The sequence below is a fragment of the Thermus hydrothermalis genome, assembly GCF_022760925.1.
GTDB lineage: Bacteria > Deinococcota > Deinococci > Deinococcales > Thermaceae > Thermus > Thermus hydrothermalis.
This window is the reverse complement of the sequence record NZ_JAKTNT010000005.1, coordinates 17,011-43,862: the sequence shown is the minus strand read 5'-3', so window position 1 is coordinate 43,862 and position 26,852 is coordinate 17,011. Positions and strand designations below refer to the sequence as shown.

Annotated in this window: 26 protein-coding genes; 16 read left to right on the top strand and 10 right to left on the bottom strand. The window is 64.1% G+C overall.

The genetic code is table 11. From position 1 onward, the window contains the following. Positions 1-86: 86 nt before the first annotated feature. The 5 genes from L0C60_RS04355 to L0C60_RS04335 are packed head-to-tail and all read left to right on the top strand — an operon-like array spanning position 87 to position 5,987. On the top strand, positions 87-1,550 hold the full coding sequence (locus L0C60_RS04355; protein WP_234507775.1) for an aldehyde dehydrogenase: 1,464 nt from the start codon (positions 87-89) through the stop codon (positions 1,548-1,550). A gap of 12 nt (positions 1,551-1,562) precedes the next feature. After that, positions 1,563-2,765, top strand: coding sequence for an amino acid ABC transporter substrate-binding protein (locus tag L0C60_RS04350; protein WP_234507773.1), 1,203 nt, complete (start codon positions 1,563-1,565; stop codon positions 2,763-2,765). Between the two features lie 3 nt (positions 2,766-2,768). Further along, positions 2,769-3,644, top strand: a complete 876-nt coding sequence (locus L0C60_RS04345; protein ID WP_234507771.1) for a branched-chain amino acid ABC transporter permease — start codon at positions 2,769-2,771, stop codon at positions 3,642-3,644. Further along, positions 3,641-5,296, top strand: a complete 1,656-nt coding sequence (locus tag L0C60_RS04340) for a branched-chain amino acid ABC transporter ATP-binding protein/permease (RefSeq protein ID WP_234507769.1) — start codon at positions 3,641-3,643, stop codon at positions 5,294-5,296. Before L0C60_RS04345 ends, L0C60_RS04340 begins: the two co-directional genes overlap by 4 nt. Beyond that, positions 5,289-5,987 carry an ABC transporter ATP-binding protein gene (locus tag L0C60_RS04335; RefSeq protein ID WP_243092536.1) on the top strand — a complete coding sequence of 233 codons (699 nt, stop codon included), beginning with the start codon at positions 5,289-5,291 and terminating at the stop codon, positions 5,985-5,987. Before L0C60_RS04340 ends, L0C60_RS04335 begins: the two co-directional genes overlap by 8 nt. On the opposite strand, the gene L0C60_RS04330 is transcribed toward L0C60_RS04335, so the two are convergent. From L0C60_RS04330 to L0C60_RS04295, 8 genes are all read right to left on the bottom strand, one after another. After that, on the bottom strand, positions 5,972-6,139 hold the full coding sequence (locus tag L0C60_RS04330; protein ID WP_234507765.1) for a hypothetical protein: 168 nt from the start codon (positions 6,137-6,139) through the stop codon (positions 5,972-5,974). The genes L0C60_RS04335 and L0C60_RS04330 overlap by 16 nt on opposite strands. Positions 6,140-6,151: 12 nt before the next feature. After that, positions 6,152-6,928, bottom strand: a complete 777-nt coding sequence (locus L0C60_RS04325; RefSeq protein WP_234507763.1) for a 2-keto-4-pentenoate hydratase — start codon at positions 6,926-6,928, stop codon at positions 6,152-6,154. 3 nt (positions 6,929-6,931) lie between these two features. Continuing rightward, complete coding sequence (locus L0C60_RS04320) at positions 6,932-8,440, bottom strand: aldehyde dehydrogenase (RefSeq protein ID WP_234507761.1); 1,509 nt, start codon at positions 8,438-8,440, stop codon at positions 6,932-6,934. A 12-nt stretch (positions 8,441-8,452) separates the two neighbouring features. Continuing rightward, positions 8,453-9,148 carry a 2-keto-4-pentenoate hydratase gene (locus L0C60_RS04315; RefSeq protein WP_234507759.1) on the bottom strand — a complete coding sequence of 232 codons (696 nt, stop codon included), beginning with the start codon at positions 9,146-9,148 and terminating at the stop codon, positions 8,453-8,455. After that, complete coding sequence (locus L0C60_RS04310; RefSeq protein ID WP_234507756.1) at positions 9,145-9,339, bottom strand: tautomerase family protein; 195 nt, start codon at positions 9,337-9,339, stop codon at positions 9,145-9,147. Before L0C60_RS04310 ends, L0C60_RS04315 begins: the two co-directional genes overlap by 4 nt. A 109-nt stretch (positions 9,340-9,448) precedes the next feature. Next, positions 9,449-10,492 carry a 4-hydroxy-2-oxovalerate aldolase gene (dmpG, locus tag L0C60_RS04305; RefSeq protein ID WP_234507754.1) on the bottom strand — a complete coding sequence of 348 codons (1,044 nt, stop codon included), beginning with the start codon at positions 10,490-10,492 and terminating at the stop codon, positions 9,449-9,451. Next, the gene (locus L0C60_RS04300; protein WP_234507753.1) at positions 10,489-11,409 is read right to left on the bottom strand and encodes an acetaldehyde dehydrogenase (acetylating); all 921 of its coding nucleotides are present in this window, start codon (positions 11,407-11,409) and stop codon (positions 10,489-10,491) included. The genes dmpG and L0C60_RS04300 overlap by 4 nt, the downstream gene beginning before the upstream one ends. Then, complete coding sequence (locus L0C60_RS04295) at positions 11,391-12,164, bottom strand: IclR family transcriptional regulator (RefSeq protein ID WP_234507751.1); 774 nt, start codon at positions 12,162-12,164, stop codon at positions 11,391-11,393. The genes L0C60_RS04300 and L0C60_RS04295 overlap by 19 nt, the downstream gene beginning before the upstream one ends. 191 nt (positions 12,165-12,355) lie before the next feature. Between L0C60_RS04295 and L0C60_RS04290 the strand changes: the two genes are divergently transcribed. The 11 genes from L0C60_RS04290 to L0C60_RS04240 all read left to right on the top strand — a co-directional run bounded on the left by L0C60_RS04290 (position 12,356) and on the right by L0C60_RS04240 (position 23,712). After that, on the top strand, positions 12,356-12,742 hold the full coding sequence (locus tag L0C60_RS04290; protein ID WP_267962786.1) for a carboxymuconolactone decarboxylase family protein: 387 nt from the start codon (positions 12,356-12,358) through the stop codon (positions 12,740-12,742). Further along, entirely contained in the window at positions 12,742-13,713 is a 972-nt protein-coding gene (locus L0C60_RS04285) for a catechol 2,3-dioxygenase (RefSeq protein ID WP_234507747.1), read from the top strand. The genes L0C60_RS04290 and L0C60_RS04285 overlap by 1 nt, the downstream gene beginning before the upstream one ends. A gap of 66 nt (positions 13,714-13,779) precedes the next feature. Further along, positions 13,780-14,892, top strand: coding sequence for a TRAP transporter substrate-binding protein (locus L0C60_RS04280; RefSeq protein ID WP_234507745.1), 1,113 nt, complete (start codon positions 13,780-13,782; stop codon positions 14,890-14,892). Positions 14,893-15,026: 134 nt separating this feature from the next. Beyond that, positions 15,027-15,443, top strand: coding sequence for a TRAP transporter small permease (locus L0C60_RS04275; RefSeq protein ID WP_234507743.1), 417 nt, complete (start codon positions 15,027-15,029; stop codon positions 15,441-15,443). Then, positions 15,440-16,750, top strand: a complete 1,311-nt coding sequence (locus tag L0C60_RS04270; RefSeq protein ID WP_234507742.1) for a TRAP transporter large permease — start codon at positions 15,440-15,442, stop codon at positions 16,748-16,750. Before L0C60_RS04275 ends, L0C60_RS04270 begins: the two co-directional genes overlap by 4 nt. A gap of 4 nt (positions 16,751-16,754) precedes the next feature. Further along, entirely contained in the window at positions 16,755-17,951 is a 1,197-nt protein-coding gene (locus L0C60_RS04265) for a 4-hydroxybenzoate 3-monooxygenase (RefSeq protein ID WP_234507739.1), read from the top strand. 104 nt (positions 17,952-18,055) lie between these two features. Then, positions 18,056-19,027, top strand: coding sequence for a tripartite tricarboxylate transporter substrate binding protein (locus L0C60_RS04260; protein WP_234507737.1), 972 nt, complete (start codon positions 18,056-18,058; stop codon positions 19,025-19,027). Between the two features lie 7 nt (positions 19,028-19,034). Further along, positions 19,035-19,439 (top strand): tripartite tricarboxylate transporter TctB family protein, encoded by a 405-nt coding sequence (locus L0C60_RS04255; protein ID WP_234507735.1) that lies wholly within the window; start codon positions 19,035-19,037, stop codon positions 19,437-19,439. Beyond that, the gene (locus tag L0C60_RS04250; RefSeq protein WP_234507733.1) at positions 19,436-20,923 is read left to right on the top strand and encodes a tripartite tricarboxylate transporter permease; all 1,488 of its coding nucleotides are present in this window, start codon (positions 19,436-19,438) and stop codon (positions 20,921-20,923) included. The genes L0C60_RS04255 and L0C60_RS04250 overlap by 4 nt, the downstream gene beginning before the upstream one ends. Further along, a complete protein-coding gene (locus tag L0C60_RS04245; RefSeq protein WP_243092535.1) occupies positions 20,920-21,891 on the top strand; it encodes a zinc-dependent alcohol dehydrogenase in 972 nt (323 codons plus the stop codon). Before L0C60_RS04250 ends, L0C60_RS04245 begins: the two co-directional genes overlap by 4 nt. A 3-nt stretch (positions 21,892-21,894) precedes the next feature. Then, positions 21,895-23,712 carry a bifunctional sugar phosphate isomerase/epimerase/4-hydroxyphenylpyruvate dioxygenase family protein gene (locus tag L0C60_RS04240; protein ID WP_243092534.1) on the top strand — a complete coding sequence of 606 codons (1,818 nt, stop codon included), beginning with the start codon at positions 21,895-21,897 and terminating at the stop codon, positions 23,710-23,712. Here the strand turns inward: L0C60_RS04240 and ppdK are convergent. Both ppdK and L0C60_RS04230 read right to left on the bottom strand, forming a co-directional pair. After that, complete coding sequence (gene ppdK, locus L0C60_RS04235) at positions 23,694-26,300, bottom strand: pyruvate, phosphate dikinase (protein ID WP_234507727.1); 2,607 nt, start codon at positions 26,298-26,300, stop codon at positions 23,694-23,696. The genes L0C60_RS04240 and ppdK overlap by 19 nt on opposite strands. A 54-nt stretch (positions 26,301-26,354) precedes the next feature. Then, positions 26,355-26,846, bottom strand: coding sequence for a thioredoxin family protein (locus tag L0C60_RS04230; RefSeq protein WP_234507724.1), 492 nt, complete (start codon positions 26,844-26,846; stop codon positions 26,355-26,357). Between the last annotated feature and the right edge of the window lie 6 nt (positions 26,847-26,852).

The window sequence follows — 26,852 nt, the reverse complement described above, 5'->3', positions numbered from 1 at the left end:
TTTGGGCGCCTGGGTTCGCCATACCAGAACATCCCTATAGACACCCCTCCCCTTCTTGCCCTACCCTGCCTCTTGGAGGCCAAAATATGGTCCAAACGGCGAAATCTGTGCGGCTATACATTGACGGCACTTGGCGGGAGGCGCGAAGCGGGAGGCGCTTTGCCCGTCAAAGCCCACTGGACCAGGAAGTGGCAAGCGAAGCGGAAGCCGCAGGCCTCGAGGACGCCCAAGAGGCGGTGGCAAGCGCCGAAAGGGCGTTTGCCTTCTGGTCAGAAACGCCTCCAAGCGAACGGCGTGAGCTCCTTTGGCGGGCTGCCCAGGCCCTGGAGGCCAGGAAAACCTTTTTCGTGGACACCATGATGGCGGAAACGGGAGCCACGCCGGGGTGGGCTGAGTTCAACGTACACCTGGCGGCAAGCATGCTCAAGGAAGCCGCTGCCCTTACCACGCAGATCACGGGGGAAGTTATCCCTTCGGACCGGCCCGGGACTTTGGCCTTCGCAATCCGCCAACCCGTGGGGGTGGTTCTCAGCCTCGCACCCTGGAACGCTCCGGTGATCCTAGGGGTGCGCGCCCTGGCCACGCCCCTCGCCTGCGGCAACACTGTGGTTTTCAAAGGCTCCGAGCTTTCCCCCAAAACTCACGCCCTAATCGTGGAAGCCTTGGAGGAAGCAGGGCTACCCCCAGGAGTGGTTAACTTCCTCACCACTTCCCCCGAGGATGCCCCGCGTGTGGTGGAAGCCCTCATTGCCCATCCTGCCGTACGGCGGGTCAACTTTACGGGGTCCACCCGCACCGGGAGGATCATCGCTGAGCTCTGCGGGCGGCACCTGAAGCCGGTCCTTTTAGAACTCGGGGGGAAGGCGCCGGTCATTGTGCTTAGGGATGCGAACCTCGAGGAAGCCGCCAACGCCATTGCGTTTGGCGCCTTCGCCAACCAAGGACAAATCTGCATGTCCACCGAGCGGGCCGTGGTGGAGGAGGCGGTGGCGGATGCCCTGGTGGAACGGCTGGCGCAGAAAGCGCAACGCCTCCCCGTGGGAGACCCCCGGCGTGAGCCGGTGGTGCTCAGTTGCCTGGTGGACCCCAAGGCCACAGACCGCGTGGTTGAACTCATAGAGGAGGCCCTTGCGCAAGGGGCGAGGCTAGTAGCCGGGGGGCGGAGGGAAGGTCCCTACCTCTGGCCTACAGTGGTGGATCACGTCACCCCCAGAATGCGGCTCTATCACGAGGAATCCTTTGGCCCGGTGGTAGCGGTGGTGCGGGTCAAGGATGAGGAGGAAGCCCTAAGGGTGGCCAACGACACCGAGTATGGCCTCTCCGCAGCCATCTTCACCCAGGACGTCGCCAAGGGCATCCGACTGGCCAGGCGGATTCAGTCCGGAATCTGCCATATCAACGGTCCCACGGTCCACGACGAACCCCAGATGCCCTTTGGGGGCGTGAAGGCTTCCGGATTTGGGCGGTTTGGCGGCCGGGCAGGTATCCATGAATTTACCGAACTTCGCTGGATCACCGTGCAAACGGAACCGTTGCACTACCCCTTCTAACGGAGGCGAACCATGAAGGAGACCCGCAGGTCGTTTCTCTGGAAGAGCCTAGCAGCCGGAGCAACCCTCCTGGTCCAGGCTAAGGCACAAGGCCGTACGGTGCGTATTGGCTACTCCATTTCAAAAACCGGTCCCTACGCTACCGGAGCAGGTATCACCACCTTGCCCAACTACCGCCTTTGGGTGGAAGAAGTCAATGCGGCTGGAGGGCTTAAACTGGCCACAGGCCCCGCAAGGGTTGCCGTGGTGGAGTACGATGACCGCTCCACTCCCGAAGAGGCTATCCGGAACATAGAGCGCCTTATCGTCCAGGACCGGGTGGACTTCGTCTTACCCCCCTGGGGTACCGCCATGAACCTCGCCGTGGCGCCCGTTTTTGCTCGCCACGGCTATCCCCAATTGGGGGTGACCAACCTGAGCGAAAAAACCCCTGAGCTGGTGCGGCGCTGGCCCAGCTACTTCTCCTTCTTAGGCCTGCCCTCCCAGTACGCAGAGGCTTTGGTGCTGTTGCTCCGCAACCTGGCCGCAGCGGGCAAAATCGGTCGGCGTGTGGCGGTGGTGCACACGGACGATGAGTTCGGCCTAGAGCTTTCCACGGCCTTCCGCCGGGCAGCGCAAAGGGAAGGCCTGGAGCTTGTTTACTTCCAAAGCTACCCGCAAGGCTTTAGCGACTTTGCCTCGCTCCTCAACGCGGTCAAAGGCCGCAACCCCGATGCCTTTGTTGCCTTTAGCTATCCAGCGGAAACCTTGGCCTTCCCAGAGGCTGCAGCGGTGGTGGGCTTTAATCCTGCGGTATTCTTCCTCGGGGTGGGAACAGCCTTCCCCGTCTTCCGCCAGCGGTACGGAGCCCGCGCCGAAGGCGTGATGGGGCTGGGTGGGGTGGTACCCAATCAAGCCTGGCGGAGCTATTTGGAACGGCACAAAGCTGTAACGGGCCAGGAGCCGGACCGCTGGGCTAGCCAGGTAACGTATGCCTCGCTCCAGGCGCTGCGAGGGGCTATAGAAAAGCTAGGTAAAATAGATCGTTTCCAAATCGTACGCCTTCTACGCCAGGAAACCTTTGACACCATCCTTGGGCCTCTCAAGCTGGAAGGCAACGTTTTCCGGGGCAATTGGCTCATCGGCCAGTGGCAGGACGGCGAGTTTGTGGCGGTGATGCCTGAGCGGCCCGGCGCTGCTTCCCCACGGGTTCCCAAACCCGCTTGGAACCGATAACGCATGGCCTTCCTGGAAGCCCTCATCACCGGAAGCATCGCAGGAGGGGTGTATGGGCTTCTCGCCCTAGGTTTATCCCTTCAATACGGGGTAGCTCGCATTCTCAACCTCGCCTATGGGGAAGCGGTTATCTTGGCGAGCATCGCCACCTTCTTTCTCTACCAAGGGTTTGGGCTTAGCCCCTTGGCTTCCCTCGCGGTTTTGCCCTTCCTCTTCTTCCTCCTCCACCTTCTCTTCCACCGCGCACTTCTTCTTCCGTTGGTAGGGCGAACCCTGGCTTTGAATGGGACAACGGAGGGACGGATCATTCTCCTGACCTTTGGGATTTCGTTTCTGGTTCAAGGGCTTCTGGCCGCCGAATGGGGGGGCAGGATTTTTAGCTATAGCTATTTAAGCCAAGGGGTATCCATGGGACCGAGTGCGGTGGCATTAAACCGCCTACTGGCTTGCGTCCTGGGGCTAACCCTCGTGGGCTTGACCCATCTCTTTCTCACCCGAACCCGTATAGGCATGGCCATACGGGCCCTGAGCCGAGAACCCGAGGAGGTTCTTCTAGTTGGGGTTCCCGCCGCACGTTTGGCAGGTTATCTGTTTGCCGTAGGCGGGGGAATAGCGGCTGCCGCGGGGGTGCTCTTCAGTATGTTTCAGGCCGTTACGCCTGCCATGGGTCCAGAACTGACCCTTAAAGCCCTTGTGGTGGTGGTCTTGGGCGGGCTCCACGGTGCCTTAGGAGCCTTGACCGGAGGCTTGGTGTTGGGTGTGGCTGAAGCGCTTGTGACCCGTTTTGTTAGCCCCGGCCTGAGTCTGGCGGCCGTTTACGGGCTTTTTGTCCTCGGGGTGCTCTATCTGCGAGGGCAAAGGGAGACTGCGCGGCAATGAAAGCGTACCTCGGCTTCTTCTTCCTGCTAGCCTTGGCTTTGCCCTTTTTCGGAAGCGAGTACCTGCTCTCTGCCGGGGTTTCGGTGATCCTCTACGCTGCCTTGGCCTCTACCTGGACCACGTTCACGGGTCCTGCAAAATACCTGAGCCTGGCTACCTCGGCATTTTTCGGCACAGGGGTGTACACGGTAGCCCTCCTTTACCCTTACCTCCCCTGGCTTGCGCTTGTGGTTTTGGCCTATCTGCTTAGTGCCCTTCTGGCCTTAGGGGTGGGTCTTGCTACTCTACGGCTCCAGGGAATTTACTTTACCGTCTTCACCTATGGCCTGGCGGAGCTGATCCGACAGGTTGTAACCTGGGTTCAACGCAACCTGGGGGGGTCTGTGGGTAGCTACATCTTTTTGGATTTGGACCCACTCACGCTTTACTATACCCTGGTAGGCCTTGCCTTCTTTACCTTAATCGCGGGGCTACGCTTTCAGGAAAGCCGATTAGGACTCGCTCTTACCGCCACGGGAGATGACGAACTGGCGGCCCGCCACGCTGGAGTGCCAATCTATGGGCTTCGGGTGGGGGTTTTTGCCCTTACCTCCGGGGTTATGGGTGCCTTGGGGGCTGTGGTAGCCCCACGCTGGGTCTACATAGACCCAAGCCTTGCGTTTAATCCCAATATCTCTTTCCTGACCGCTGTCACAGCGTTGCTCGGGGGGTTGGGAAGCCCTGCAGGGGCTTTTTTGGCAGCTCCTCCCTTGGTTCTTGTGTACGACCTTCTTAGTGGCCGCTTCCCCCATCACGCCACGGCCCTTATGGGGCTGGGTTTTGTCCTGCTGGTCTACTTCCTGCCTCGAGGCCTTCTGGGCCTCTTCCCCACCCCGAAAACCAAAACCCCGCGCTACACCCAGACAGCTAGGGCAATCCCGGAGCCTAAATCCATAAGAGGTCCTCTCCTGCAAGCCAAAAGCCTCACCAAATCCTTTGGCGGCTTGGTGGCGGTGGCCCAGGTGGATCTGGAAGTGCGGTCAGGGGAAGCGGTGGGCCTGATAGGCCCTAACGGTTCGGGGAAGACCACCCTTTTGGGCTTGCTCGCAGGCACCTTAAAACCTGAAGGGGGACAGGTGTGCTTCCTAGGGCAGGAGGTAACGGGCCGACCTCCAGAAGCCCTAGCCAGGCTTGGCCTAGCGCGAACCTTCCAACAGGTACGCTTGTTTCCCTCCCTCACCGTCTATGCCCACGTTTACCTTCCCTTATGTCTCAAAGATCCTCAGAAGGCAGGGGCACGGGCCTGGGAGGTGTTGGCCAGGGTGGGCCTGGCGGAGAAGGCCCACCTCTTTCCCGCCTCCCTTACCTATTTGGACGCAAAGCGGTTGGAGCTGGCCCGGGCTTTGGCTCTTAGCCCTCGGCTTCTGCTCTTAGATGAATGGCTCGCGGGGCTAAACCCGGCAGAGCTTCAGCAAGCGGTGGCCCTTCTCCAGGAGGTTAAACGCGAAGGGGTGTCCCTCCTCATCGTGGAGCACCTGATGTCCGCCATCCGGGCCCTATGTGACCGGGTCTACGTCCTCTCGTTTGGAGAACTCATCGCCCAAGGGCCCACCGAGGAGGTCTTGCGCCACCCTAAAGTGGTGGAGGTCTACCTGGGGGTGGAGCATGCTTGAGGCCCAAGAGCTTAGCGTTGCCTATGGACCCCACCGGGCGGTGGAGGGGGTGGGGGTCCGAGTGGCTCCCGGTGAGATTGTGGCGGTGCTGGGCGCCAATGGTGCGGGGAAAAGCTCCCTTTTGCGCGGGCTTGTAGGCTTGGCACCCGTCCAAGGCAGGATCGTTTTGAGTGGGGAAGACGTTAGTCTCCTGGCGCAAAGGGGGTTGACCGAAGCTTTGGTAGAGAGGGGGCTCGTGCTGGTGCCGGAGCGGGGCGGGGTGTTCCGTAGCCTATCCGTGGAGGAGAACCTGCGCTTAGGCGGTTACCGTGCGGGTGAACCCCCCTGGCGAGAGATCTTCTCCCTCTTCCCCGCCCTCGAGGCCCGCCTAAGACAACGGGTGGGCTCCATGAGCGGGGGTGAGCAACGCATGGTGGCCCTAGCCCGGGCCCTAGCGGCCAGGCCCAAGTACCTCCTACTGGACGAACCCACCCTAGGCCTCGCCCCCCTCTTGGCCAAGCGTCTTCTCGCCACGTTGAAGGCCTTTGCCGCCCAAGGCGTGGGGGTTCTCCTGGTGGAGCAAAACGCCGGACTAGCGCTTCAGGTAGCCCATCGGGCCTACCTTCTAAAAGAAGGACGCATCGTAAAAGAAGGTCCTGCAGAAACCTTGCTTCGCGACGCCGCCGTGCGCCAGGCCTACTTGGGGGGCTGATCCTTGCGCTCTTCCAGGATGAACACCCTAAGCCGCCCGGGGGGCGTACCCAAGACTTCCCGGAAGATCTCCTCTGCCTCTTGCTTGATGGCTTCCTTACGCTCTTCGTTCAAGGGTTCCTTTCTCGCCACCAAAACCTCCAATAGGGGCATGGTCCACCTCCGCTAGGCGAAACGCAAGGTAAGGGCCCTCCCCCCCGTTCCCACCAGGGTAAAGAGGTCCCCCGGGCGGGCCACCTGCACCGGGGCCCAGGCCCCGGACATGACGATCTCCCCCGGCTCCAGGGCCACCCCAAAGGCGGCCAGGGCGTTGGCGAGCCAGGCCACCGCCCTGGCCGGGTGCCCTAGGCAGGCTGCTCCCGCCCCCTGGGCCACCGCCTCCCCGTTCCGGTAGAGCACGAGGCCTAAGGTGGAAAGGTCCTCCTCCAGCAAAGCCCGCTCCCACGGCCCCACAAAGAAGGCCCCGAAGGAGGCGTTGTCGGCGATGGTGTCCTCTATGCGGATGCGCCAGTCCCGGATGCGGGAGTCCACGATCTCCAGGGCAAAGGCCACCGCCTCCGTGGCGGCGAGCACCTCCTGAGGGGTCACGTGGGGGCCCTCTAGGCGCTTTCCCAGGAGGAAGGCCAGCTCCCCTTCCACCCGGGGCTGGAGGAAAAGGGAGGCCGCCACCTCGGCCCGCTCCCCCATCCCCAGGAAGCGGCTTGCCCAGAGGTTGCCATAGTCCGGCTGGTCCACGCCCAGTTGCTCCTGTACTGCCTTGGAGGTCAGGCCGATCTTGCGGCCCACCACCTTGTCCCCCTTGGCTAGGCGCAGGCGGTTCCAGGCCTCCTGGACCCGGTAGGCGGCCTCAATCCCCTTAAGGCCCCGCTCGGAAAGGGGTTCTATGGGCCTCCTTTCCACCCAGGCCCCTTCTAACTCCTGTGCGAAGGTTTCGGGGTTCATGGCTCACCGGTTGGCGATGCAGACGTTTTTGGTTTCGTAGTAGAACTCGTAGCCGTAGTGGCCCCCCTCACGGCCGATGCCCGACTGCTTGGCCCCGCCGAAGGGCACCCGCAGGTCCCGCACGAACCAGTCGTTCACCCAGACCGTGCCCACCTCGAGGGCCTCGGAAACCCGCACCGCCTGGCCCACGTCCCGGGTCTGCACGATGGCGTTCAGGCCGTAAGGGGTGTTGTTGGCAAGCTCAATGGCCTCCTCCTCGGTATCAAAGGGCATCACCACCACCATGGGGCCGAAGATCTCCTCCTGGCAGACCTTGTCCGAGGGCTTCACGTCCACCACCACCGTGGGCTCCAGGAAGTAGCCCTTGTCAAAGGGGTGGGGAAGCTCAGGCTTCTTCCCGCCCGTGAGGATGGTGGCGGTTTCCCGGGCGATCTCCACGTAGGACATGACCTTCTTTAGATGCTCCTCGGCGATGAGGGCCCCCATGCGGGTTTCGGGATCCAGGGGGTCCCCCACCTTCAGGGCCTTGGCCGCCGCCACCAGCTTGTCCAAGAAGGCCTCGTAGATGGAGCGTTGCACCAGGAGGCGGGAGCCCGCCAGGCACACCTCTCCCTGGTTGAAGAAGCTCGCCCGCAGGGTCACCTCCACCGCCCGGTCCAGATCGGCGCTTTCAAAAATAAGGTTGGGCGCCTTTCCTCCGAGCTCCATGGAAAGGCGCTTGAGGGTGTCGGCGGCGTTTTTCATGATGATTTTGCCCGTGGTGGTCTCCCCCGTGAAGGAGATGAGGCGCACGAGGGGGTGTTTGGTGAGGAGCTCCCCAGCGGAGTTGGGCCCGAAACCGTGGACCACGTTGAAGACCCCCGGGGGAAGCCCCGCCTCGTGGGCGCAGCGGGCGAGGAGCCAGGCCCCCAAGGGGGTGAACTCCGCCGGCTTGAGCACGGCGGTGTTGCCGAAGGCCAGGGTGGGCCCGATCTTCCAGGTGGCGAGCATGCTGGGCATGTTCCAAGGGGTGATGAGGGCCGCCACCCCCACGGGGAAGCGCAGGACGTAGTTGATGTAGCCGTTTTCCATGGGATAGGCCTCGGAGCCGTGGGTAACGGCGAAGTCGGCGAAGAACTCAATGTTGTTGGCCATGCGCTCCACGTACCCGAGGCGGTTCTCGTGGATGGGCCGCCCCACGTCCAGGGTTTCCAGCACCTCAAAGACGGGCTTGTACTCCCGGATCTTCTCGGCGAAGCGGCGGAGATAGGGCCTCCTTTGGCTTGGCGGCATCTTGCCCCACTTCAAGAAGGCCTCCTGGGCCGCCCCTACCGCCATCTCCACCTCTTTCTCCCGCCCCTCGGGGGCGGTGCCGATCACCTCCCCCGTGGCCGGGTAAACCACGGGGAAGAAGTTCTCCCCCCGCACGAACTCCCCGCCAATGTAGTGGGTGACCTCGAGGGGAAGCTCAAAGGGAAAGCCCAGCGCCTTAAGCCGGTCCACCGTTTCCTTGTAGACTTTCGGTTCCACCATGGTCCGACCTCCTCACTCCACCCGGGCAAGGAGCACATCCCCCTCACCCCAAAGCTCCAACACGCCTTGCGCCAAGGGTACCGCCGGAGCCGGGGACCCCAGGAAGACCACCTGGCCCGCCCTAAGCCCCCCAACCCGCTCCGCCAGCCAGGAAAGCCGTGCCCCCGGGTCCCCTAAAGCCTCCACGGGTCCCTCGGCCACCTTCTCCCCGTTCAGGTAGAGGCGCAGAACCCCTTTGGGGAGCCGGCTGTACCGCCGGATGGAGAGAAGAAAACCGCCCCCTGAGGTGTTGTCCGCCACCACCTCTTGGGCGGTGAAGCGGTAGCCTTCCCACACGGAATCCAAAAGGTCCACCGCCAGGAAAAACCCCCCAATGGCGGCGTAGGCCCGGCTCACGGAAGCCCCAGGAGGCACGTCCTCCCTTAGCACCACCGCTACCTCAGGCTCCACCCGAGGCTGGATGAACCGGCTAAGCGCCGGCTTCTGCAAAAGCATCCCCGGGTGAACCCGGCCAAAGGTGGGCTCGGAAAGGCCCATCTGCCGCTGCTTGGCTTCGGAAACCAGCCCGAGCTTGTACCCCTTTAGGGGCCCGGGAAAAAGGGCCTCTTGGATGCGGTAGGCTTCCGAAAGGTCCACGCCCCAGTCCTTTCCCCCTGGGAGGGTCTTCCCTGCTTGGCGGGCCTGCCGCACCGCCTCCAAGAGCGTCATGCTCCCTCCTTGTCTGAAAAGAGCACGCCCCCTGCTGCCCACTGGTCGCGCCTCACCTCGTAGAGGATCACGCGGATTTCCTCTTGGGGTTCTTCTAAAAGGCGCGCCGCCATCTCCGTTAGCCGCCTCACCAGCTCCCGCTTTTTCTCCAGCGGGCGGCCCTCCAGCAGGGTCACCTTAAGGACCACCATCTTCGTTCCTCCGGAAAAGGTCCTCCGCTCCCCTGAAGCTAGGCCGGAACACCACTTCCCGCCCAAACCTCTCCTGTACCCACGAAACCAAGCCGCTCCATGGTCCATCCTAGTCCGCCAAGGCCCCGGCCTCCTTCTCCTTGAGCTCCAGGGCCACCCGCAGGATCCAGTCCTCCTGCCCCGCCACCGCCTGGCGGCGTCCCAGCTCCAAGAGGATGGCCATAGGGTCCACCCCAAACTCCTTTCCAATGCGTTTGGCGTGCAAGAGGAAGGTGGAGTAGACCCCAGCGTACCCGATGGCGATGGAGTCCCGGTCTGGGTAGGGCTGGAAGTGCAGGATGGGACCCATCACGTACTCCGCCGCATCCAAAAGCTTGAACACGTCCAGCCCCGGGTTGAGCCCCGCCTTGTCCAACACCGCCGCCAGGACTTCCGTGGCGGCGTTCCCCGCCCCCGCCCCGTACCCCCTCAAGGTGCCGTCCACCCAGTCCGCCCCCGCCGCCAAGGCCGCCAGGGTGTTCCCGATGGCCAAGCCCAGGTTGTTGTGGGCGTGGAAGCCCACCTGGGCCCTCTTCAGGGCCTCCTTCAAGGCCTTGACCCGGGCGTAGGCGTCCTGGGGCAGCATGGCCCCGGCGGAGTCCACGATGTACACCACGTCCGCCCCGTAGGACTCCATGAGGAGGGCCTGCTCCGCCAAGAACTCCGGCGGGCGCATGTGGCTCATCATGAGGAAGCCCACCGCCAGGAGGCCCATCTCCTTGGCCATCCCGAAGTGCTGCTCGGAGATGTCCGCCTCCGTGCACTGGGTGGCGATGCGCACCATCTCCACGCCCGCCTCCACCGCTTCCTTGAGCTCCTTCCGGGTGCCGATACCGGGAAGGAGGAGCGCCGCCACCTTGGCCCGCTTCACCTCTTCCCGTACCGCCCGGATGAGCTCCATCTCGTCCGTGCGGGAAAAGCCGTACTGGATAGAGCTCCCCCCAAGCCCGTCCCCGTGGGAGACCTCTATCCCAAACACCCCCGCCTCGTCCAAGGCCCGGGCGATGGCCCGGGCCTCTGCCACCGTGTACTGGTGCCGGTGGGCGTGGGAGCCGTCCCGAAGGGTGGTGTCCACCACCACGGGAGGCTTGGCCAAGGAAAGGTCCCAGCTCATGCCGTCACCTCCTCCACCGGCTTCCCCAAAAGGTGCTGGGCAAAGACCTCCCCCACCCGCCGGGCCGAGGCGGTCATGATGTCCAGGTTCCCCGCGTACTTGGGCAGGTAGTCCCCGGCGCCTTCCACCTCCAAGAGCATGGACACCACCGTCCGCTCCCCCCAAGGCGTGGGGAGCCTCTCAAACACCGGGTCCGCCTTCAGCCGGTACCCCGGCACGTAGGCCTGCACCTCCCGCTCCATGGCCCGGACACTTTCCACCACCGCCTCCCGCTCAAAGGCCTCCGTCTCCGGGATGACCCGCACCGTGTTCGTCATGATGATGGGCGGCTCCGCCGGGTTCAGGATGATGATGGCCTTCCCCCGCTTCGCTCCCCCGATGGCCTCCAAGCCCCGGGCCGTGGTGAAGGTGAACTCGTCAATGTTCTGCCGCGTACCCGGCCCCGCGGAGCGGGAAGCCACCGTGGACACCATCTCCGCATAAAGGACCGGCACCACCCGGTGCACCGCGTAGACCAAGGGGATGGTGGCCTGGCCCCCACAGGTGATGAGGTTCACGTTGTCCTCCTCCAGGTGCGCCTTCAGGTTCACCGGGGGGACCACGTAGGGGCCCCGGGCCGCCGGGGTCAGGTCAATGGCGATCCGCCCCGCCTCCCGGAGAAGCTTGGCGTGGCGCACGTGGGCCTTGGCGCTGGTGGCGTCAAAGACGATTTTGATCTCGGGCCGCTCCAGAATGTACTGGATTCCCTCGTGGCTCGCCTCCAACCCCAAGGCCCGGGCCCGGGCCAGGCCCTCCGAGTTCGGGTCAATCCCCACCAGGGCCACCAGCTCCATGTGCCCGGGGTTTTTCAAAAGCTTGTACATCAGGTCCGTGCCGATGTTGCCTGACCCCAGGATGGCTACCTTGACCTTGTCCATGCTGTTTCCCCCATGTACCCAAGCCGCTCGGAAACGGCCCGGGTGGCCTCGAGGATGGCCCTCCGGTACTCCTCCTTCATCTGCTGGAAACGGTAAAAGGGTACAGACAGGCTCATGGCGGCGATGACCTCCCCCGTGTGGTCCCGGATGGGCGCTGCCACACAACAAAGCTCCGGCACCACCTCTTCTATGTCGTAGGCGTAGCCCCGTTCCCGCACCGCCTGGAGCTCGGTCTTGAGCTCGTCCAAGGTGGTGATGGTGTTGGGGGTAAAGGCGGGCATGCCCCGTTGGGAGACGATCTTCTCCACCTCTTCCCATGGGCGGAAGGCAAGGAGCACTTTGCCCACGCCGCTACAGTGAGCGGGAAGCTCCACGCCCACCCCGGTGTTCACCACCCGCACCGCCCGGGTACCCTCCAGCTTCTCCACGTAGACCACCCGGCCGCACTCCAGGACCGCCAGATGGGTGGTTTCCCCGTAGCGGGCCACCAGCTCCTCCATGGCCCGCCTGGCCTCCTGTCGCCACGAGCTCGTGGAGAGAAGCACTTGGGAGAGGGCCAGAATGCGCCACCCTAGGCGGTACCGCCCTTCCCGGGTCCGCTTGAGTAGACCGATCTGGCTCATGGTGGCGAGGAGCGCGTGGGCGCTGGACTTGGGGATACCCAACGCTTTGGCCACCTCGCTTACCCCCCACTCCGAGCGGTCTTGGGAGAAGAGTTCCAGGACCTCGCCAACCTTCTGTACCGTTCCCAGCATGGGCCTCACCTCCGAGGGTAATCCCTCCTGCCTTGGGTGCCGATACCTTGTTTCAGAATATACGAACGTTCGGTTCGGCATAAATGAACGCCACCCTTGCGGTCCCGCGGCGCATGGGCCTAAGGTGAGGGCGAAACACCCGCAAGGGATTCACAAGGGAGGTAGAGCCTGTGCCCAAGCCGGAACTCCGCATGTCCACAGAAGAGTTAGAGCGCCTGCGCGACCGCTACCGGGAACTCATCGGTTTCGTCCCCCCGAGAATCCAGGCCCGGACTGACCTCCTGGCCCGGCTGGACCCCGAAACCTTGCGGATGCAAGAAGAACTCCGGGCCCGCCTCATGTACCCCCCCTGCTTTGACGTGAAGACGGCCCAGCTCATGCTCTTTGGCATGCTCCTTATGGACCTCTCCGATGCCGCCAAGCTCCACGCCATCGCTGCCCGGCGGGCCGGGGCCACCTACGAGGAGCTCAATGCGGTGGTGGGGCTTGCCTTCCTTTTCCGGGGGCTGCCCGCTGCCAACCGCGGGGCTGAGGTGATCCAGGAGATCCTCCGCATGGAGGAGGAAGGGAGGCTTTGATGGAAGGGTTTGATGTGGTGCAACTGGCCCATGCAGAGATCCTGACCCCTAACCCCGAAGGCACCTTGTGGTTTTTCACGGAACTTCTGGGCCTCGAGGTCACAGCCTGTGAAGGGAGCTCCGTCTACCTTCGGGCCTACGAGGACTGGTACCACCACACCCTTAAGATCACCGAGGCCAAGGAGGCGGGCCTAGGCCACATCGCCTGGCGGACCGCCTCCCCCGAGGCCTTAGAACGGCGGGTCAAGGCCCTCGAGGCCTCCGGCCTGGGCAAGGGGTGGATAGAAGGGGACTTGGGCCACGGTCCTGCCTACCAGTTCGTCACCCCTGACGGGCACCGGATGGAACTCCTCTTTGAGGTGGCGTACTACGAAGCGCCCCCTGAGAAGCGAAGCAAGCTCAAGAACCGCCCCTCCAAAAGGCCCCTCAGGGGCGTGCCGGTCCGGCGCCTGGACCACGTGAACTGCCTCTGCTCCGAGGTCACGCCCAACCGGCGCTTTTTTGAGGAGGTCCTGGGCTTCAAGCTCCGGGAGCAAAAGGTGCGCGGGGAAGGTGAAGAGCTTGGGGCTTGGCTCTCCGTGAGCCCCCTGGTCCACGAGATCGGCCTCATGCGCGACGCCACGGGTTCCAAGGGGCGCTTCCACCATATCGCCTTCTGGTACGGGTATCCCCAGCACCTGATGGATTTGGCGGATCTGTGCGTGGAGTACGATGTGCGGATTGAGGCGGGGCCGGGCAAGCACGGAACCACCCAGGCCTACTTCATGTACGTCTTTGAGCCGGGGGGAACCCGCGTGGAGCTTTTCGGCGACACCGGCTACCTCATCTTTGACCCTACTTGGAAGACGGTGGTCTGGGACGTGACCAACGTAAACGACCTGGAAAAGAGCACCATCTGGTTTGGGGGGCAGCTTCCGGAAACCTTCTACACCTACGGAACCCCCCCTGTCGCCCAGGGCGTGGCTCGGTGAGAACAAAATTGTTGACATTTTGGCCACCCATATGCTAGGCTAAACGCGAGATCCAAGGAGGGGTAGATGCGCAGGCTAAGCCGCAGACAGGTTATCAAGGCAGGACTCGGACTTTTGGGGGCCACTGCTTCCACGCGCTTTGTAAACGTTTACGCTCAACCCCGCACGTACACGTTGCGCTTTGCCAACTACTTTCCGGCGCCCGCAGCCCAGAGCAAGCTTATAGACCAGTTTGCCGCCGATGTCCAAAGGCTTACCGAGGGGCGCGTGCGCGTGGAAACCTACCATGGCGGGACCCTTTTGGGCCCCGCAGCCATCTACGACGGGGTAGTTCAAGGAGTGGCCCACCTGGGTATCACCAACCTGGCCTATAACTTTGGCCGTTTCGCCGAAACCGAGATCCTGGACCTGCCGCTTGGCTTCCCCAACGCTTGGGTAGCCACCCATGTGGCCCACGAGTTCTACGAGCGGTATCGTCCGAAGGAATGGGCCGACACCGTGGTAATCACCCTGCACGCCTCCCCAGTCATGGAAATCTTCAGCGCACAAAAGCCCGTGCGGCGCCTAGAGGATCTCAAGGGAATGACCCTCCGCGGCGTAGGTTACATTGGCCGGTTCGTAGAAGCCTTGGGTGCCACGGCCCGCCCCATCCCCATGCCGGAGGCCTACGACAACGTCTCCAAAAGGGTCATTGATGGGTTGATGATCCCTTACGAAACCCTCGTCACCTTCCGCCTTGGCGAGGTTATCCGCTACGTCACGGAAATCTGGCAGGTGGGCCAAGTGCACACCTTCTACATCGTGGCTAACCGGCAGGCGTGGAACGGTCTTCCCCAGGAGTTGCGGGACGTGATTAGCAATTACGTAAAGAACGAGTTCGTGGAAAAGCTTGCCGCCATGTGGAATCAAGTGGATATTGATGGCTACCGTTATGCCGTTAAGGACACGAAGGTAGATGTCATACAACTTCCCCAGGAGGAAAGCGCGCGGTTCGCCCAGGTGGCCGACCGCCTTATCCAGGACTACACCCGCAGCCTGGCGGCCAAAGGGGTAAGCGAAGGCGAGGTGCAGGCTCGCCTTCGCTTTATCCGCGAGCGCATTGCCTACTGGTTGCGTGAACAAGAGCGGCGGGGCATCAAGTCCTCCACCGGCCCCGCTTCCGTTCGGGTCCAACTCTAAGCCTTTTTGGGGAAAGCCCCGCAAGTCCCAAAGCGGGGCTTTCCCCTGCGAAAGGACGCTTTATGGGCTTGCGGCAACGCATCTATGCCTTGGGAAAACTCGGCGAGGCACTCGGAGTGCTTTGCCTTTGGGTCATGCTTGGCACCACGCTTTGGGACGTCATAGGGGCCAAGGTGTTCAAGTCCCCCTTGAGCGGGGCCACCGAACTGGTAAGCATTGCCCAGCTTTTGGCGGTAGGTGCCGGTATGGGCATGACCCTCCTCTTGGGCCGCCACATCCATGTAGAGTATGGGCTCCACCTCCTTCCCCGCCCGGTCCGGGGACTCCTTAGCGCCATGGGCTACCTTCTGGTTGCTATCTTCTTCGCCATCATCGCCCTCTACACCTGGCGCTTTGCCCAAGGGCTAGCCCAGTCCGGGGAAGTCCTACCGGGCCTTCGTACCCCCATGTATCCGTTCGCCTATGCCTTTTGGGGGCTACTGGTGTTGAGTACCCTCTATGGGCTCTATCTCTTCCTGGATCAACTCGTCAAGCTAAGGGAGCACCGATGAACCCAACAGAGCTTGGACTGCTAGGGATCCTTGTTCTCCTGGCCCTCTTCGCCTTGGGTGTGCCGGTAGCCTTCGCCATGGCGTTGGTGGGCCTTGGGGGCATGGCGGTGCTCATACCTCTGGATGCGGCCGCCAGCCTGGCCGCCCGCGATGTCTTTAACCAGTTTTCCAGTTATAGCCTTAGCGCCATCACCTTTTTTGTCCTAATGGGCTACTACGCCTCCATGGCGGGCATGGGCGAGGCGCTCTACCGGGCCTTTTATGCCCTGGTGGGGCCTGTGCGGGGAGGGCTAGGTGTGGCCACCATTTTGGCCTGTTCTGGGTTTGCCTCCGTTTCGGGTTCCAGCGCCGCCACCGCTGCTGCCATGGGGCGCATGGCCCTTCCCGAAATGCGGCGCTACGGCTACGATCCCGCCTTTTCCGGGGCCACCGTGGCCGCGGGAGGTGCCTTGGGCATTCTCATCCCCCCTAGCACTGTCTTTCTAGTCTATGCCTTCCTGACCACCCAACCCGTGGGACACCTTTTCTTGGCGGGCGTGCTTCCCGGCATTGTTCTCACCCTTCTTCTGGCAGCCACCGCCTACGGGGTGGCTCTTTGGCGGCCCAGCTCGGCCCCTCCCGCAGAACCCCTGTCCTGGGGGGAACGTTTCCGTGCCCTATTGGGTGCGTGGCAGGTTCCCCTTTTGTTCGTCCTGGTGGTGGGGGGCCTCTTTTGGGGGTGGTTCAGCCCCACCCAAGCAGGGGCGATTGGCGCAGCGGGCTCTTTGGCCTTCGCGGCCCTTAATCGCCGATTGACCTGGGCAGGGTTTGTAGCCGCCACGGCGGAAAGCCTGCGCACGTCCATTATGATTCTCACCCTCATCGCTGGGGCCACCTTGTTTGGCCGCTTTCTCGTCCTCACCCGTATACCCTTTCACCTTGCCGACTGGGTAGAAGGGCTTCCCTTGGCTCCAGAAACCATCCTGTTCGCCATTGTCCTCATCTTCTTCCTGGGAGGGTTTTTCATGGATTCCATGGCCTTGATTACCCTCCTGGTTCCCGTCTTCTTCCCCGTAGTGCAGAAATTGGGCTTTGATCCCATTTGGTTTGGGGTTCTGGTGGTGTTGACTGCGGAGATGGGGGTCATTACGCCCCCGGTGGGGGTGAACGTGTACGTGGTTAAGGCCATGCTGCCCGAGGTGCCCTTGGGAAGCATCTTCCGCTGGGTGATGCTTTTTCTCATCCCCCTTTTTGCTCTGGTTGGGCTTCTTTTCGTCTTTCCCCAATTGGCGCTTTGGCTACCCAACTGGGGAACCCTGGGGAGGTAAGCGTATGCCCGCCAAGACGGACGTGGCCATTGTGGGCGCAGGACCTGCCGGCCTTCTCCTCGCCCACCTCCTCTACCGGGAGGGGATTAGGGTGGTGGTCCTCGAGGCCAAGACCCGGGAGTACCTAGAAACCAGTCCCCACCGCATCCGCGCTGGGGTCATGGAATGGGGCACGAGGGAAATCTTGCTCCAGGCGGGTCTCGGGGAAGGACTCCTCCAAAGCGGCTACGAGCACCGAGGGATTTACCTCGCCCATGTGGGGGAGCTACACCGCATAGATTTTCCCAACCTAGCCGATGGGTGGCGCATCTGGGTCTACGGCCAGCAGTACCTCGTACGCGACATGATCGCCCGCTTTTTAGAAGAGGGCGGGGAGATTTTTTTTGAACACGAGGTGGTGGGCCTGGAAAACCTGACGAGCACGCCTAGGGTTCGCTACCGCACCCCTGAGGGGCAAGAGGCGGAGCTAGAAGCCACCTTCGTGGTGGGGGCCGATGGCTCCCATAGCCGCATGCGAGCGCTTATCCCTGGCCTCACCCTTAAAGAAATCGCCTATCCCTTTGCCTGGCTCGGCATCCTGGCGGAGGCCCCGCCGGCAGCGGAGGAACTGATCTACGCCAGCCACCCTCGAGGCTTTGCCCTTTTCTCCATGCGCTCCCCTACCCTGGCCCGGAACTACCTTCAGGTATCTCCCGGGGAAAACCTAGAGGACTGGCCAGACGAACGGATCTGGGAGGAGCTCAACCTGCGCCTGGAGGGGGCAGTTCCGGTAAAGCCGGGTCCGCTTTTGGAAAAGAGCCTCACCCCCCACCGGGCCTTCGTGGCCGAGCCCATGCAGCATGGACGGGTTTTCCTTGCGGGCGATGCCGCCCATGTGGTGCCCCCCACGGGCGCCAAGGGGATGAACCTAGCCGTATCCGATGCCGTGGCCCTGTTCCATGCCCTCTGGACGTTCTTCAAAAAGGGAGATGAGGCCAAACTAAGCCGCTACACGGAAACCTGCTTGGAACACGTGTGGCAGGGGGAGTACTTCTCCTACTGGATGACCCACCTCCTTCACACCCACCCTGACCCCTTCCTCGAGGGCCTCCGCCAAGCCGAACTCAAGCAGGTACTGGCCTCAGAGCCCCTCCAGCGCTTCCTGGCCACCAACTACACAGGGCAATACACCACGGGCCGATGGGTGGGAAGCCTGGTCTAGGGTTCGGATATTTAGACCTTTCTGTTCAGGCATACTGAACCCCCCCCTTGCTCCAGCGGCCAGAGCGGGTAAACTTTCGCTAAACCCTCACGGGAGGTGAATGTATGCTCCAGCGTAGGCGCGTTCTCAAGTGGCTTCTCGGCACCACCGGAGCCCTGGCCATGGGCAAGGTTTGGGCCCAACGCTATCCCTCGCGGCCCATCACCCTCATTGTTCCTTGGTCTCCCGGTGGAAGCACGGACCTCACCGCCCGGGCTTTGGCTCCCGTGTTGGAGCGAATCCTTAAGGTTCCGGTGCAGGTGGTGAACCGCACCGGGGGTGGTGGGGCGGTGGGCCACGGGGCCATCGCCCAGGCCCGGCCTGACGGCTACACCATCGGGATCATTACCCTGGAAGTGGTCTTACCCCCGTGGGTGGCCCAAACAAAAATCAGCGCGGACATGTTCTCTCCCATCTCCCTCCTGGTGCTAAACCCTGTGGCCGTGGTGGTACGCCAGGATGCGCCCTGGAAGACCATCCAGGAACTCATTCAGGATATCCGGCAAAACCCGGGAAAGTACAAGGCTTCGGGCACCGCCAAGTGGGGTTCCTACGATTTTGCCCGCCTAGGCTTCCTTTGGAAGCTCGGCCTCAAGGACGAAGCGCTCCCCTGGGTGCCGGCCCAAGGTGCGGCAGCGGCGCTCCAGGAACTCGTTGCCGGGGGCGTGAACGTGGCCTTCGTGGCCATTGGCGAGGCAGCCAACCTGGTGCGCTCCGGCCAAGCCCGCTACCTCGCCTTCATGACCGACAGCCGCTTCCCGGCCTTCCCGGACGTTCCTACGTTGAAAGAGGTGGGCGTGGACTGGACCTTTGCCTCCTTCCTCATGGCGGCGGCACCCAAGTTCACGCTACCCTCGGTCATTGACGTGCTAGACAAGGCCTTCGCCCAGGCGGTGCAGGATCCCGAGTTCGTAAAATTCATGCAGAACGCTAACCTGGTCATCCGCCACCTGGACCGCAAAGCCAGCCTGGCCTTCCTCCAGGAAAGAACCCGGGCTATGAACCAGATCGTACAGGAGCTAGGCCTGAAGTTCTGAGGAAGACATGGGGTGGGGAAACCTCGTCGGGGTTCTGGCCGCAGGCCTGGGGACGCTCGCCTGGGTGCTTAGCCTAGGGCTTCCCAAGGCGGAGGGGCCGGGCCCCGAACTCTTTCCCCGGGTCCTGGGCACCGCCTTGGTCCTTGGGGGGCTCTACCTGCTTTGGGAAAAGGCGGAAGGACTTCGCATCCGGTTAGAGGGAGCGTGGCTCCGCGTCCTCTTTCTGACCCTTCTTTTTCTCCTGGCTCCCGCCCTGGTGCCCCGTGCGGGCATCGCCCTGGCCACGGCCATCGCCGCCGGGGTAGGAACCCTTCTAGCGGGTGAAGGCTGGTACAGGGCTTTGTTGACCGCCCTGGGTTTGTGGCTCTTGGCCTACGGGGTTTTTGTCCGCTTGCTGGGGGTACCGGCATGAGCCTCTTTTCTCCCGAAGTCCTTCTCGCCATGTTCCTCGGGGGTCTCTATGGAGCGGTTTTCGGGACCCTCCCTGGGCTCACCGCCACCTTGGCCCTGAGCCTTTTCATCCCTTTCGCCCTTTTTCTCCCCCCCGAGGTAGGCCTCGCCGCCATCATCAGCCTGTGCGCCACGGCCATCTTTGCCGGGGACATCGGGGCGGTGATGGCCCGCATCCCAGGAACCCCAGCCTCCGCAGCCTACGCCGAAGAGATTCATGACCTGGGCAAGGAGCGGAGCCCTACCTTCGCCCTTGGGCTTTCCGCCCTGGCCTCCGCCTTGGGAAGCCTGGTGGGCACGGGACTCCTCGTGGTGGGGTCCTTGGGAATGGCGGCTATAGCCCGGCAGTTCTCTTCCTTTGAGTACTTTTGGCTCGTCCTCCTAGGGGTCACGAGCGGGGTCCTCGCCGCTCCCCACATCGCCAAGGGGCTGGTGGCCTTTGCCTTGGGGATGCTCCTGGCCACGGTGGGCTACGATCCGGCCCTGGGTAACCCCCGCTTCACCTTCGGCAACGTGAACCTTCTCGGAGGCATCAACTTCATCGTGGCGCTGATCGGCCTCTTCGGTTTAAGCGAGGTGTTGTACCAGCTCCTGAAGGGCCCCGGTTCTTCCAGCGTCCAGCCTGCCCCCCTCAGGGGGTCGGCGTCCCTCTTTTTCCTGGAGCCCCTTCGTCTTATCCTGCGCCAACGCGGTCTCTTTTTGCGCTCTTCCCTCCTAGGCACCTTTATCGGCTTCCTACCGGGGGCGGGCTCCGATTTCGCCGCCTGGATCGCCAGCAATTTCCAGCGCCTGGCCAAGGGAACTAAGGAAACCGTCGTGTTGGCGGGCGCATCCAGCAACAACGCCGCCGTGGCGGGCACCTGGATTCCCGCCCTTTCCTTAGGGCTTCCGGGCGACACCCTCACCGCCATCGTCCTTGGGCTTTTCCTCACCCTGGGCATCCGGCCAGGCCCGGAGCTCTTCGCCCGCCACCTGGATTTGGTGGTGGAGATCTACGGAGTCTTCCTCCTTGCCAGCGTCCTCATCATGCCCTTGGTGGGGTACCTGGGCTCCTTCCTGGTGGGCCTGGCCTCCCGCTTGCCCAGAGGGGTGTTGCTCGGCGGAATCGCCGGGCTCAGCCTCCTTGGAGCCTATGCCATCAACAACAACCCCTTTGACCTCTACGTGCTGGCCCTACTGGGGGTCTTGGGCCTTCTCCTTCGCCTCGGGGACTATCCCCTGGGCCAGGTAGTCTTGGGCATGGTTCTAGGGCCCCTTTTGGAGCAACACCTCATGGTAAGCATGATCAAGACCCACTGGAACGTCTGGAGCTTTTTTGAGCGCCCCGTGGCCATGCTCCTGGCCCTCGTAAACCTGCTCTTCTTGGTGGGCTTGGTCTGGTTGCGGTTGCGGCAGGCCCGACGGTTAAAGGCCTTTGAGGCCCTAGCCCAACGGGAGGAGGGATGAGGAGTTGGGTCCTGAAGGATTACCGCCAAATGGCCCTGGAGGAGCGCCCGGAACCCGCAGGAGAGGGCCTTCTCCTCAAGGTGGTGGCCGTGGGGATCTGCGGGAGCGACCTTAGCGTGTACAAGGGCACGCCCGCCATGCGGGCTCGGTGGCGTCCACCCCTGGTTCTAGGCCACGAGGTGGCGGGTTTGGTGGAGGAGGGGCCCAGTAACCTTGTGGGCCGCCCAGTGGCCCTCTACCCTGCCCTGGCCTGTGGGGATTGCGAGGCCTGCCAGGGGGGTAAACCCCATCTCTGTCCGAAGCGCCTGCACCTAGGCTTCCACCTGTCTGGAGGGCTAGCGGAGCGCATCCGGGTCCCCGAAGCCCTGGCCTACCCCTTGCCCGAAGGGCTACCTCTCTGGAAGGGGGCCGTGGCGGAGCCCTTGGCCGTGACCCTCCACGCCGTGAGGCTCGCCAAGCCCCAAAGCGGGGAAAGGGCGCTCGTGGTGGGAGGTGGGGCCATGGGGGCTTTGGCCGCCTGGCTCCTCAACGCCCTAGGGGTGAGGGTGCACCTCCTGGAACCCCAGGAACAGCGGGGACAGATTCTCCTTTCCCTAGGGCTTGTGGAGGTGTGGATGCAGGAAGCGGGCGACCTCTCTCCTGGCGTCTACCCCTTGGTCCTGGATACGGTGGGCCTCGAGGCCACCCTGGTGCAGGGCCTCCGGGCCCTGGCTCCTGGGGGAAGGGCCGTGGTGGTGGGGCTATCGGGGCTAGAAGCGCCCTTGGACCTTCAGGACCTGGTCCTCCGGGAAAAGGCCATCTTGGGAAGCTACCTCTTCACCCCGGGCGAGTTCAAGGAAGCCCTGTCCCTCCTGCCCCAGCTTCCCGAAAGCCTCGTTCGCCTTTGGCCCGCCGAACGGGCCGATGAAGCCTTTTCAGCCCTCCTGGAAGGCCGGGTTCCCGAACCCAAAGTGGTCCTGGTTTGGTGAAGTATGGAATGGGCCATTGCTACCTGTGCCCTAGGTGGCACCTTGGAGGAGAAGCTCCTCGCCATCGCCAAGGCGGGGTTCCGGGCCGTGGAGATCTTTGAGGAGGACCTAGCGGGGTTCCGGGGAACCCCCAGGGAGCTGCGGGCCCTGGCGGAGGATCTGGGCCTGCGCCTTGTGGCCCTCCAGCCCTTGCGGGACTATGAGGCCATGCCCGAGCCCTACCGGAGCCGCAACCTGGTCCGGGCAGAGCGCTGGTTTGACCTGATGGCCGAGCTCGGGGTAGAGCTCACCTATGTCTGCTCCAACACCTCTCCCCTGGCCCTGGACGACCTAGAACAAGCGGCGGCCGATCTCCACGCCCTAGCCGAGAAGGCCGCTAGCCGGGGTCTTAGGGTGGGATACGAGGCCCTGGCCTGGGGGCGACACATCCGGGACTGGCCCCAGGCCTTTGAGGTGGTGCGCCGGGCAGACCACCCCCACCTCGGCCTCGTTTTGGATAGCTTCCACTGCTTCGTGCGGCAGAACCCCCTGGAGTCCATCGCCCGCTTGCCCGGGGAAAAGATCTTCCTGGTGCAGCTTTCCGATGCTCCTAACCTCCTCATGGACCCCCTGGCCCTAAGCCGCCACCACCGGGCCATGCCGGGGCAAGGGGACTGGCCCGTGGAGGCCTTTTTGCAAAGCGTCCTGGCCACGGGGTATCGGGGCCCTATCTCCTTGGAAATCTTCAACGAGTGGTTCCGGGGCGCAAACCCGGAGCAGGTGGCCCAGGATGGACTCCGCGCCCTCAAATTCCTCTTTGACCGGCTGGGGCTCCTCCTTCCTCCCTTGCCTAAAGGAAGCCCGGTGCTGGGGGTGGAGTTCGTGGAGATCGCCGGCGAGGAGGAAGACCTCGAGGACCTCCAAAACCTCCTCCGGGCCTTGGGCTTCCGGCAGGAGGCCCGCCACCCGGCCCTGGAGCTCTGCCTTTACCGGGCGGGCCAGGCCCAGGTCCTCCTCCACCCCCCCGAGGAAGGGGATGGGGTGCGGGAGTTCCCGTCTGTGTACGGGGTAGGCCTCCGGGTGGGCAAAGCAGCCCCCGTGGCGGCCCGGGCCCGGGAGCTTGGGCTTTCCCTCCTACCCAGGCCCCAGGAGGGCTTAGGCTACGCCGCCATCCAGGGGGTGGGGCATACCCGGCTTTACTTGGTGGATGGCCCTCTACTAGAGGCCTATGGGCTTGTGGTTTTAGGAGAGCCCCAAGGGGATGCCCTCTTGGAGGTGGACCACTTCACCAACGTCGTTCCCCGGTGGGAGCTTTACAGCTGGCTTCTCATCTACAAGGCCCTCTTCGGCTTCCAGGTGGACCCGGTGGTGGAGGTCTTTGACCCCTACGGGATGTTCTACAGCCGCTCCGTGCGCAGCCCCGATGGCCGGGTGCGCATCCCGGTAAACACCTCCGAAGGCATGGGTACGGCGGCTTCCCGCTTCCTGCAAAGACTTGGCCATGCAGGCATCCAACACGTGGCCTTCCGCACCCCTGACCTCTTGGCCTTCGCCCGGCGAGCGGCCCAGGAAGGGTTCCGCCCCTTACGCATTCCCGCCTCCTACTACCGCGCCTTGGCCGCCCGCCACGGCCTTTCGCCGGAGGAGGTAGAGCGGCTTCAGGCCCACCAGCTCCTCTACGACCGCACCCTCGAGGGCGCCGAGTTCCTCCACCTCTACACCCCCACCTTCCGGGGGCGCTTCTTCTTTGAGGTGGTGGAGCGCCGGGGCGGCTACGAGGCCTACGGCGCCGCCAACACCGCGGTGCGCCTCCAGGCCCAGGCCTACGAGCTAGCCGGCTGAGCCTGGCGGGCCCTAAGCCCCGCCTGGGCGGCCGCAAGGCGGGCGGTGAGGATGCGGAAGGGGCTCGCCGAGGTGTAGTCCAGGAGGTCGGCCACGGCCTGGACGCTTCCCGCCTCGCCCCCGTGCTCCCCGCAGAGGCCGAGCTTCAGCCTGGGGTTGGCCCGCCGCCCCTCCTCCACCGCCATCCGGATGAGCCTTCCCACGCCCTTCTCGTCCAGGCGCTCCGTGGGGTCAAAGGGGAATAGCCCCTCCTCCACGTACCGGGGCAGGAACTTCCCGGCGTCGTCCCGGGAGAGGCCAAAGGCCATCTGGGTGAGGTCGTTGGTGCCGAAGCTGAAGAAGTCCACCAAGGGGGCGATTTCGCCGGCGAGGAGGGCGGCCCTTGGGGTTTCTATCATGGTGCCGAAGGGGATGGGGCCGTATTCCCGGAAGAGCTCCTCGGCCAAGGCGCGGGCCCGCTCCACCTCCTTGGGGTCCGCCACCAGGGGAACCATGACCTCGGGCCGGGGGTCAAAGCCCTCCTCCCTTAGCTCCCGGGCGGCCTCGAGGAGGGCCCTTAGCTGCATCCGGAAGATGGCGGGCCTAAGGAGAAGGAGCCTCACCCCCCTAAAGCCCAGCATGGGGTTCACCTCGTGAAGGGCCTTGGCCCGCTCCAGAAGGGCCAAGGCTTCCCCATCCCCCTCCTTGGCCCGCGCCTCCAGCTCGGCCATGGGCGGCAGGAACTCGTGCAGGGGCGGGTCCAAGAGGCGCACGGTCACGGGCAGGCCGTCCATGACCCGGAGGATGGCCTTGAAGTCCTCCTTCTGGAAGGCGAAAAGCCTCTCCAGGGCCTCTTCCTCCTCCTCCGGGGTCTGGGCGAGGATGAGGCGGCGCACCCAAGGGAGCCTCTCCTCCTGGAAGAACATGTGCTCCGTGCGGCACAGGCCGATCCCCTGGGCGCCGAAGGCCCGGGCCCTTTGGGCGTCCAGGGGGGTGTCGGCGTTGGCCCGCACCCCAAGGCGCCGATAGGGCTCGGCCCAGGCGAAGAGCTTCTCCAAAAGGGCCTCCTCCGCCGCCTCCACCAGGGGCACCGCCCCCAGGTAGACCTCCCCCGTGCCCCCGTCCAAGGTGAGGAGGTCCCCCTCCCGGACCTCCACCCCGTCCACCAGGGCACGCCCTTCCTCGGGGAAAACCCTCAGGGCCTCCGCCCCCACCACCGCCGGCACCCCGAGGCCCCGGGCCACCACCGCCGCATGGGAGGTGAGGCCGCCCCGGGCGGTGAGGATGCCCCTGGAGAGGTACATCCCCGTGATGTCCTCGGGGGTGGTTTCCGGGCGGACCAGGATCGTGGGCAGGCCCTGGGCGGCGAAGCGCTCCGCCCCTTCGTTGGAGAAGACGGCGTGGCCAAGGGCAGCGCCGGGGCTTGCGGGAAGCCCTCTAAGGAGGGGCTTGGGCGCCCGGTTGCGGTCCACCGCCGGCTTGAGGAGGCCGGGGAGGGCGTTGGCCTCCACCCTTAAGACCGCCTCTTCCTTGGTGATGAGCCCCTCCTCCGCCATCTCCACGGCAATGCGCACCGCCGCCTTGGCCGTGCGCTTCCCCGAGCGGGTCTGCAGGAGGAAAAGCCGCCCCCTTTCCACGGTGAACTCAAAGTCCTGCATGTCCCGGAAGTGGCGCTCCAGACGCTCCGCCACCTGCTCCAGCTCGGCGTGGAGCTCGGGGGCGTAGTCCTTGAGGCGCTCTAGGGGCTCGGGGGTGCGGATCCCCGCCACCACGTCCTCCCCTTGGGCGTTCCTGAGGTACTCCCCGTAGAGGCCCTTCTCCCCGGTGGCGGGGTTGCGGGTGAAGCCCACCCCGGTGCCCGAGTCCTCCCCCAGGTTGCCGTAGACCATGGCCTGGACCACCACCGCCGTGCCCAGGTCCTCGGGGATGCCGTAGATGCGCCGGTAGGTCTTGGCCCGGGGGTTGAGCCAACTGCGAAAGACCGCCTCAATGGCGGCGAAAAGCTGCGCCCAAGGGTCCATGGGGAAGGGGGTGCCCCTGGCCTCCAGGTGGCGGAGGTAGCGGAAGGCGAGCTCCTCCAGGTCCTCGGCGGAAAGGGCGGTGTCCGCCTCCACCCCCCGCTCCCGCTTGAGGGCGGAAAGCATGCCTTCAAAGACCTCCGCCCGCTCCCCCAGGACCACTTCCCCGTACATGGCGAGGAGGCGGCGGAAGGTATCCCAGGCAAAGCGGGGGTTTCCCGTGGCCCGGGCCAGGGCCTCCACCCCCTCGAGGGTGAGGCCCAGGTTCAGGATGGTGTCCATCATCCCCGGCATGGACACCGGGGCCCCGCTCCGCACGGAAACCAAAAGGGGAGGGGTCTTCCCCTCCCCCTGGCCGAAGCGCTTCCCCGTTAGGCCTTCCAGGGCCGCCATCTTGCGCCGCACCTCCTCCGCAAGGCCCGGCACCTGGCCGGCGCGGAGGTAGGCGCGGCAGGCCTCCGTGGTGATGACCATGGCCGGGGGCACGGGCAGGCCCGCCCCCGCCATGGCCGCAAGGCCGTACCCCTTACCCCCTAGGAGGTCCTTGGAAAGGCCTAGGGCCTCCGATAACAGGTATACCCGGTCTTCCACACCCAAAGTATCCGGGGGGTTGTGGAAACGTGGAAACGTGTACTCCCAAGAAGCCTACACCGTTCGTCCTTGGGGAACGAGGAGGGTGTGCCACTCCTGGAGCATGGCCTGGGCGAAGCGGGGAAAGGCCTCGTGGTAGCGGCGCAAGGCCTCGGCCCTTTCCCAGCCCGCCTCCTTGGCCGCCCGCAGGAAGGCCCGGGCCTCCTCGGGGGGGCCGTGCCATCGGGCGATCTCCTGGAAGGCCCCGTCCAAGAAGAGCACGGTGGGGACGATGCGTTTGCCCTCCTTGGCGTAGCGCTCGGCCAGATCCGGGTTCTCGTCCCGGAAGAGGAAGCGGGCCTCGAGGGGAAGCCTCGCCAGCACGGGAATGGCCTGGAGGCAGTCCGGGCACCAGGCCTCCACCAGGGCGAGGACCCGGGCCACCCCTGGCAGGGGGGGCAAGGGCTCCAGGGCCTGGTAAAAGGCCTCCACCCGCTTCCGCCTGGTGCCAAGCCGGGAAAGGAGCGCCCCATAGGTGAGCCCCTGGGCCCAACGCTCGGCCAGCATGGCCCC